The 6334-nt window shown below is 71.5% G+C and carries 8 protein-coding genes; 2 read left to right on the top strand and 6 right to left on the bottom strand.

The features are described 5' to 3' along the window. Positions 1-151: 151 nt before the first annotated feature. The 5 genes from ACWDAK_RS29860 to ACWDAK_RS29840 form a co-directional block, all read right to left on the bottom strand. On the bottom strand, positions 152-895 hold the full coding sequence (locus ACWDAK_RS29860) for a LytR C-terminal domain-containing protein (protein ID WP_344636936.1): 744 nt from the start codon (positions 893-895) through the stop codon (positions 152-154). Between the two features lie 244 nt (positions 896-1139). Then, complete coding sequence (locus tag ACWDAK_RS29855) at positions 1140-1436, bottom strand: type II toxin-antitoxin system VapB family antitoxin (protein ID WP_344636837.1); 297 nt, start codon at positions 1434-1436, stop codon at positions 1140-1142. A gap of 230 nt (positions 1437-1666) precedes the next feature. After that, positions 1667-2167, bottom strand: a complete 501-nt coding sequence (locus ACWDAK_RS29850) for a hypothetical protein (protein WP_344636838.1) — start codon at positions 2165-2167, stop codon at positions 1667-1669. Between the two features lie 99 nt (positions 2168-2266). Next, complete coding sequence (locus tag ACWDAK_RS29845) at positions 2267-2968, bottom strand: hypothetical protein (RefSeq protein ID WP_427394562.1); 702 nt, start codon at positions 2966-2968, stop codon at positions 2267-2269. Between the two features lie 91 nt (positions 2969-3059). Then, positions 3060-3764, bottom strand: coding sequence for a rhomboid family intramembrane serine protease (locus tag ACWDAK_RS29840; protein WP_427394561.1), 705 nt, complete (start codon positions 3762-3764; stop codon positions 3060-3062). Positions 3765-3839: 75 nt separating this feature from the next. On the opposite strand from ACWDAK_RS29840, the gene ACWDAK_RS29835 reads away from it, so the two are divergent. Together ACWDAK_RS29835 and pyrB are read left to right on the top strand one after the other, a co-directional pair. Continuing rightward, a complete protein-coding gene (locus ACWDAK_RS29835) occupies positions 3840-4361 on the top strand; it encodes a YbhB/YbcL family Raf kinase inhibitor-like protein (RefSeq protein WP_427394560.1) in 522 nt (173 codons plus the stop codon). A gap of 185 nt (positions 4362-4546) precedes the next feature. Beyond that, a complete protein-coding gene (gene pyrB / locus ACWDAK_RS29830) occupies positions 4547-5584 on the top strand; it encodes an aspartate carbamoyltransferase (protein WP_344636842.1) in 1038 nt (345 codons plus the stop codon). Between the two features lie 47 nt (positions 5585-5631). Here the strand turns inward: pyrB and ACWDAK_RS29825 are convergent, their stop codons facing one another. After that, on the bottom strand, positions 5632-6312 hold the full coding sequence (locus ACWDAK_RS29825; RefSeq protein ID WP_344636843.1) for a nucleotidyl transferase AbiEii/AbiGii toxin family protein: 681 nt from the start codon (positions 6310-6312) through the stop codon (positions 5632-5634). Positions 6313-6334 lie beyond the last annotated feature (22 nt).

The raw sequence follows: 6334 nt of genomic DNA, 5'->3' as shown, positions 1-6334 counted from the left end.
GCTGGACCAGCGCGACTCCTACGTCAGCGAGCTGTTCGCGGCGGACCAGCCCTACCGGGTCCTGTTCAGCCTGGTCGAGGTGGTCTGCGCGGGGCGCACCCCGCAGAGCGGTGCGACTGGCTCACTGGTTTCGGCCGGCCTTCGACGGGCTTCAGCAGGTGCCCTGGCTCGGGGAGGGGGAGGGCTTGGTCGCGGCCTGGAGGGCGGCGGCGGCCTGGGCCGGCTCCAGGAGGGCTGAGTAGGTGTCGCCGATGACGAAGTCGACGGTGGCGTCGGTCCGGCTGTCCGTGGTGGTGGTCGAACCGGCGCTCTGGGAGCCGAGCAGGGTGGCCGCGCCCATCCCGGCCGGGCCGCTGATCACCTGGACGGTGCCGGGCAGCTTGCGGTCCAGGGCGGCCGGGGCGTTGCCGACCTTGCCGATGGTGAAGCCGCGCTTCTTGAGTTCGTCCGCCGTGCGGGCGGCCAGACCGGATTTGTCGGTGGCGTTGTAGACGTTCACCGTGACGGCTTGCGGCTGGGGGACGGCGGTGTTGGTCGCGGCCGGTGCGGCGGGGCTGCTCGCGGGGGAGCCGGAGGCGGCCGCCGAGGGGGCGTCGGAGGGCGCGGGAGAGCCTGACGGGGCGGGGGAGCCGGAGGCGGAACCCGAGGCCGCCGGTGCGGCCAGGGCCTTGCCGCTCGCGCTGGGCGAGGCGCAGGCCCGGGCGCTGGGCGACTTGCCCTTGCTGGTGAAGATCCCCACCAGCTGGACGCCACCGAGCGCGATCAGGGCGAGCGCCAGCACCGCGCCGACCACGGCCAGTACCTTGCGGCTCCTGCTAGGTGGACGCCCGAGGCGGGGATAGGACTTACCGGTGACCCGGTACTGCTTCCCCTTCAACCCCTGCGGAGTCAACATGCTCACGGTCAGTCTCCCCCTCTTGCCAGGGCAGGCTCGGTGATTGGTGCGGCCAGCGACAGATCCGTACCCAGCACACTAGTGCCGGAGCGGCTGCGGAGTACTGGATGATCATCATCTGGAGTACGAGGGCACTCGAAAGGATGTACCGGAGCCCCGAGCGTCGGACACCGGCGTGCGACTGATGATCAGGACGCGCGCAACCGGGGTTCGGTTCGCGTTCGATTCCTCGGTTTTCCCGAGGTCAGTCCATCTCGAGCACGCGCGCGTGCAGCACCTGGCGCTGCTGCAGGGCCGCGCGGACCGCGCGGTGCAGCCCGTCCTCCAGGTAGAGGTCGCCGTGCCACTTCACCACGTGGGCGAACAGGTCGCCGTAGAAGGTGGAGTCCTCGGCCAGCAGGGTTTCGAGGTCCAGCTGCCCCTTGGTGGTCACCAGCTGGTCCAGCCGCACCGGACGCGGCGCGACGTCCGCCCACTGGCGGGTGCTGATCCGGCCGTGATCCGGGTACGGCCGTCCGTTGCCGATGCGCTTGAAGATCACACGGAAAGCCTACCGTCACGCCGCCCGGGGGCGCAGCAAGCGCGACGCAACCCCGAGGGAGAGGACGGGTGGCGATTGGTCGGCTTGGGACTCTTTTGTCGTCCCAGTTGTCGCCTTTCGTCTCCTCGTGCCGTTCGGAGGAGGGCGAAGCGGCGGCGGGTGCCGGGACAGCGTGCGGCCCGGGTGCCGTGTCGGGCACCCGGGCCGCGGGGAGCGGGGGCGGACCAGGATCAGGCGGTGATCTTGCCGGCCTCGACCAGGGCGCGCAGGGCGGTCTTCTGGGTGTAGACGAGCAGGGAGACCGTCACGGCGGCCATCACCAGGGCGAACAGGAGGTGCACCAGGACGGAGGTGAGGACGACGCCGATCACGGCCAGCAGGGCGTGGCTGCCCAGGCGCAGGCCGAGCAGCATGAAGGCGACCTTGCGGGTGCCCTTGCCGCGCCAGAGCATCTTCGCCAGCTTGAGCCGCTTGCGCATCATGGTGAACGAGACGATGAGGTTGGCCGCGAGCAGGGCCAGCAGCGCGGGCCAGGCCGCGGGGAAGGCGTGCAGGATGTCGTACGCGCCGGCCAGGACGCCCTCGAAGCCGAAGAACCAGGCGGGCAGCCGCATCTCGGCGACCGTCGGCAGGGGCTCGGCGGCGGGCGTGCCTTCGGCGGGGAGCTGTCCGACGATCACCAGCTGCTCGGCGTCGTTCTGCGGCAGGTCGGTGGCGGCGGTGCTGCTCATGGTGTTCCCCCGGAGACTGTGGTCCCGGCCTCGCGTCGCTCGCCCCGCCGGTGATCACGATTCTGCCGTCCGGCCGGTGCGGCACGACAGGCCGGTGCGTCACCGATCCGGCGTGACGGATGTCATGGGCCGGCCGTGCAGGGCCTGGCCGATCCGGTCCAGCGAGGACAACCGCATCAGACCGTAGTTGTAGAACTCGACCTCGGGAACGCAGATGCCGAGCAGGGCCTCGGCCACCGGACCGAGCTCCTCGAAGTACCGCTCGTGGTGGTAGCCGTGGCGCAGGCCGTGGAAGTGCAGCGACTCGGCGCGGATCGCGTCCACGCCGTACCGGGCGAACTCGCCGACCAGGGTGGTCGCGTACTCGCGGACCTCGGGGTTGGCCGGGCACAGCTCGGTCAGGTGGCGGTCGCCGAAGGCGTTGGCCGGGGCGGTGTCGGGGTGGCTGAAGCCGAGGCGGTCGTTGTGGCAGAAGACCGTCCAGGCGTGCAGCTTGAGGCCGCGCCGCCGCGCCTCGGCCGCCGCCTCGGCGAACGGGTCGCGCTCGCCGATGGCGGCGGCGGGTAGAGGGGCGAGCCGGCGGCCGGCCCAGCGGGCCGGGTCCGGACGGAAGTAGGCGGCGCCGGGCTCCAGGTAGCGGACCACCCGGCGTGGGTTGTGCGGGAAGACGTCGCGGGCCTGGTGGTAGACGGAGGCCAGGGTGACGCCGCCGACGCCGGCCCGGTCGTTGAGGTTGCCGAAGAAGGTCTCGGCGCCCTCGTCGATCAGGTCGGTGGCGAAGGCGAGGACGGACGACTCCACGGGGCGGCTCCGGCTGGGTGGTGCGGTACGGGCTGTCACGCTAGCCGGGCTGCCGGGATTGGTCTATACCTAGTCGCCCGAGTGGCGGTGCTCAGAGGCCGAGGTCGTCGAGTTCCTTGAGCAGCTGGGCGCGGTCCGGGTCGGCGCTCCCGGGTGCTGCGGCCGGTGCGGTGACTGCGGCCGGTGCGGTGGCCGCGGCGCCGCGGGTGCGGGTCCGGTCGCGGAAGAGCCAGGCGCCCGCGAGGCCGCCGACCAGTCCGCCCAGGTGGGCCAGCCAGCTGACGCCCGGGGTGCCGGGGACGGCGGTGGTCAGGAGGTAGGCGAAGGAGGCGCCCATCACCAGGCCGATCAGGGAGTCGATCAGGTTCCGGTCGAACAGGCCGCGCAGTACCACGTAGCCGAAGTACCCGAAGATCACGCCGCTCGCGCCGACCGTCACCACGTGGTCGCGCTCGAACAGCCAGACCGCCGCACCACTGGTCAGCGCGACCAGCAGGGTGAGGCCGAGGAACTTCTTCACCCCGCGGTACGCGGCGAGGAAGCCGAAGATGAAGAGCGGTCCTGAATTGCCCTCCAGGTGCTGCCAGTTGACATGGAGGAAGGGGGCGGCGAGGACGTCGGCCAGCCGGCTCGGGCGGTGGGCCACGATGCCGTAGTCGACGGTGAGGCGGTAGTCGTCGGCCCAGTTGGCGAGTTGGACCGCCCAGACCGCGCAGAGCAGGGCGAACATCGTGAAGAACGCCCGCCGGGCCTCGGCGATCATCCGGGCGGGGTCGGGGGAACTGTCCGTGGCCATGCCTTCGACTCTACGGCCGACTCCTACACTGCTGGGTGGTTATTCACCGCCCGACGAGTTGAAGAAGGTGCTGTGATGAACGTCCGCCCACCCCTGCCGTACGAATTCCTGCCCCAGGTCCCATCGTTCGAGCTGACCAGCCGTGATCTGACGGATGGTGCCACGCTCGCCGACACCTTCACCTACGCCGGCGGGAACGAGTCGCCGCAGCTGGCCTGGTCCGGCGCCCCGGCCGGGACCCGGAGCTTCGCCGTCACCTGCTACGACCCCGACGCGCCGACCGGCAGCGGCTGGTGGCACTGGCTGGCGCTGAACCTTCCCGCCGACACCACCGAACTGGCGCGCGGCGCGGGTGCGTCGGACGGCGCCCTGCCCGGCAAGGCATCCTTCCACGGCCGCAACGACTTCCCCGGCCACAAGTACGACGGCGCGGCCCCGCCGCCCGGCCCGGCCCACCGGTACGTCTTCGCGGTCCACGCGCTGGACGTCCCGGCCCTCGACGTCAACCCGGACACCCCGGCGGCGGCGATCGGCTTCAACATCACCTTCCACACCATCGCGCGCGCGCTGATCACCGGGGAGTACGCCTCCGGCTGAGGCCGCCCGGAGCACCTCGCAGGCCGCCCCGAATTCCCTTATCAGGAATTAGAATTCGGGGCGGTCCGGGTTTTCCGGATTTCGCCGGTGCGGAAATGTGCGGAAACTGCTCGGCAGGGTCCGGCAGGGCCAGGGGAAGTACACTGTCGGCGCCGAGCAGCACTACCGAGGAAGTCACAGCCGCCATGTCACTGACCGGGAAGCACATTCTGTCCAGCGATATCTTCGACCGGGACGAACTGGAGCGGCTCTTCGAACTCGCCGACGTCCTGGTGCCGGTGGCCCGGGGTGCGCAGGTGACCCGGGTGCTGGAGGGGGCGGTGATGGCCAGCCTCTTCTTCGAGGCGAGCACCCGTACCCGGCTGAGCTGCGAGACCGCGTTCCTGCGGCTCGGCGGAGCGGTGACCAGCACCACCGGTGCGGAGGTGACCTCGATCTCCAAGGGCGAGTCGTTGGCGGACACCGCCCGGGTGGTCAGCGGCTACTGCGACCTGGTGGTCATGAGGCACCCCGAGGTCAGCTCGATGAACGAGTTCGCGGCGGCCACCAACGTCCCGCTGATCAACGCGGGCAACGGCGCCGGTGAGCACCCGACCCAGGCGCTGCTCGACCTGTTCACCCTGCACCGCGAGTTCGGCCGGCTGGGCAAGAGCATGGACGGCCGCCGGATCGCCCTGGTCGGCGACCTGAAGCACGGCCGTACCGTGCACTCCCTGATCAAGCTGCTCTCCCAGTTCGAGGACCTGACCATCTCCTGCGTCTCCCCGACCGAGCTGCGGATGCCCTCAGAGCTGCTGGAGCTGGTCGCGAGCCGGGGCCACCGGGTCGAGGAGAGCACCCAGCCGAGCAGTGGCCTCAAGGACGCGGACGTGGTCTACGCGACCCGGCTGCAGACCGAGCGCTTCAAGGACAAGCCGCTGCCGTACAGCGACGAGTTCCGGATCGACCGCGCGCTGGTGGACCGGGTCTGCCTCGACGACACGGTGATCATGCACCCGCTGCCGCGCGACAGCCGCCCGGGTGCCAACGACCTGAGCACCGACCTGAACCAGGACCCGCGGCTGGCGATCTTCCGGCAGACCGACGCCGGTATCCCGATGCGGATGGCGCTGTTCGCTTCGGTGCTCGGGGTGGACCGGCAGGTGCGCACGGCGATGCGTCCGTCCACCTGGTACCGGCCGGAGTACACCGGGCCCGACGACGCGCCGTTCTACCGGGACTGAGGCGAACGGGCCACTTCGACGGCGAGCGCCCTCGGGGGTGCTCGCCGTCAGTCCGTCTCGTCGTCCTGGGGCGGGGCCTCTTCCATGAGGCGTTCGGCGATGTCGTCGACCCAGGCCTGGGCCCAGGCGCGGAGCCCGGTCCGGGCGTCCTCGTCCAGGCCGAGGGCGGCGAACTCGCGGTCGTCGATCCAGTCCGCCCGGGCGAGCCGAGCCTGCAGTTCGGTGAGGTCGAACTCGCCCCGGGCGTGCCGGCGTCCGAGCTCCTCCAGTTCCGGGTGGCTCCAGTGCTCGGCGGCCGCGTGCACGTCGACCAGGTCGCGGGCCAGGCCCCGGTCGGCCAGCGCGCGGACCCTGGTACCGACCACGTCCTCGAGCGCCAGCACCGGCCCGTACTCGGTGTGCACCACGGGACGCCAGAACACCTCCTTGAGCAGCTCGGCCTCGCACCCCTGAGCGGTCACCGGATCCGTCACCGCCAGCCGGGCCGACACCGGCCCCGTCCCCAGTCGCCGCACCGTCCAGCCGCACGCGGCCAGTCCCGCGCCGACCTCCGCCGCGATCTCCGCCATCGGCACCGGGCTCTCGGTGGCCACCCCCAGGACCTCGGCGGGCCGGTCCACCAGGCCGTGGACCCGCACCGCGCAGCCCCCGCCGAGCGCCAGGGCGTACGGTGCGCCGACCGCCAGCAGGTCCGCCAGCAGCAGTTCGTGCACCGGGCTGAGCCTCATGCCGGGCGCTCCGCCGCGGGCG

The sequence above is a fragment of the Kitasatospora sp. NPDC001175 genome (assembly GCF_053598215.1).
Note: the sequence above shows the minus strand (reverse complement) of the source record. Positions and strands in the feature narration are given on the sequence as shown.

What these genes read in the sequence shown, in the direction of transcription:
- ACWDAK_RS29860 (WP_344636936.1), bottom strand. Translation starts at nt 895, where the DNA reads ATGTTGACTCCGCAGGGGTTGAAGGGGAAGCAGTACCGGGTCACCGGT.
- ACWDAK_RS29850 (WP_344636838.1), bottom strand. Translation starts at nt 2,167, where the DNA reads ATGAGCAGCACCGCCGCCACCGACCTGCCGCAGAACGACGCCGAGCAG.
- ACWDAK_RS29840 (WP_427394561.1), bottom strand. Translation starts at nt 3,764, where the DNA reads ATGGCCACGGACAGTTCCCCCGACCCCGCCCGGATGATCGCCGAGGCC.
- ACWDAK_RS29835 (WP_427394560.1), top strand. Translation starts at nt 3,840, where the DNA reads ATGAACGTCCGCCCACCCCTGCCGTACGAATTCCTGCCCCAGGTCCCA.
- pyrB (WP_344636842.1), top strand. Translation starts at nt 4,547, where the DNA reads ATGTCACTGACCGGGAAGCACATTCTGTCCAGCGATATCTTCGACCGG.
- ACWDAK_RS29825 (WP_344636843.1), bottom strand. Translation starts at nt 6,312, where the DNA reads ATGAGGCTCAGCCCGGTGCACGAACTGCTGCTGGCGGACCTGCTGGCG.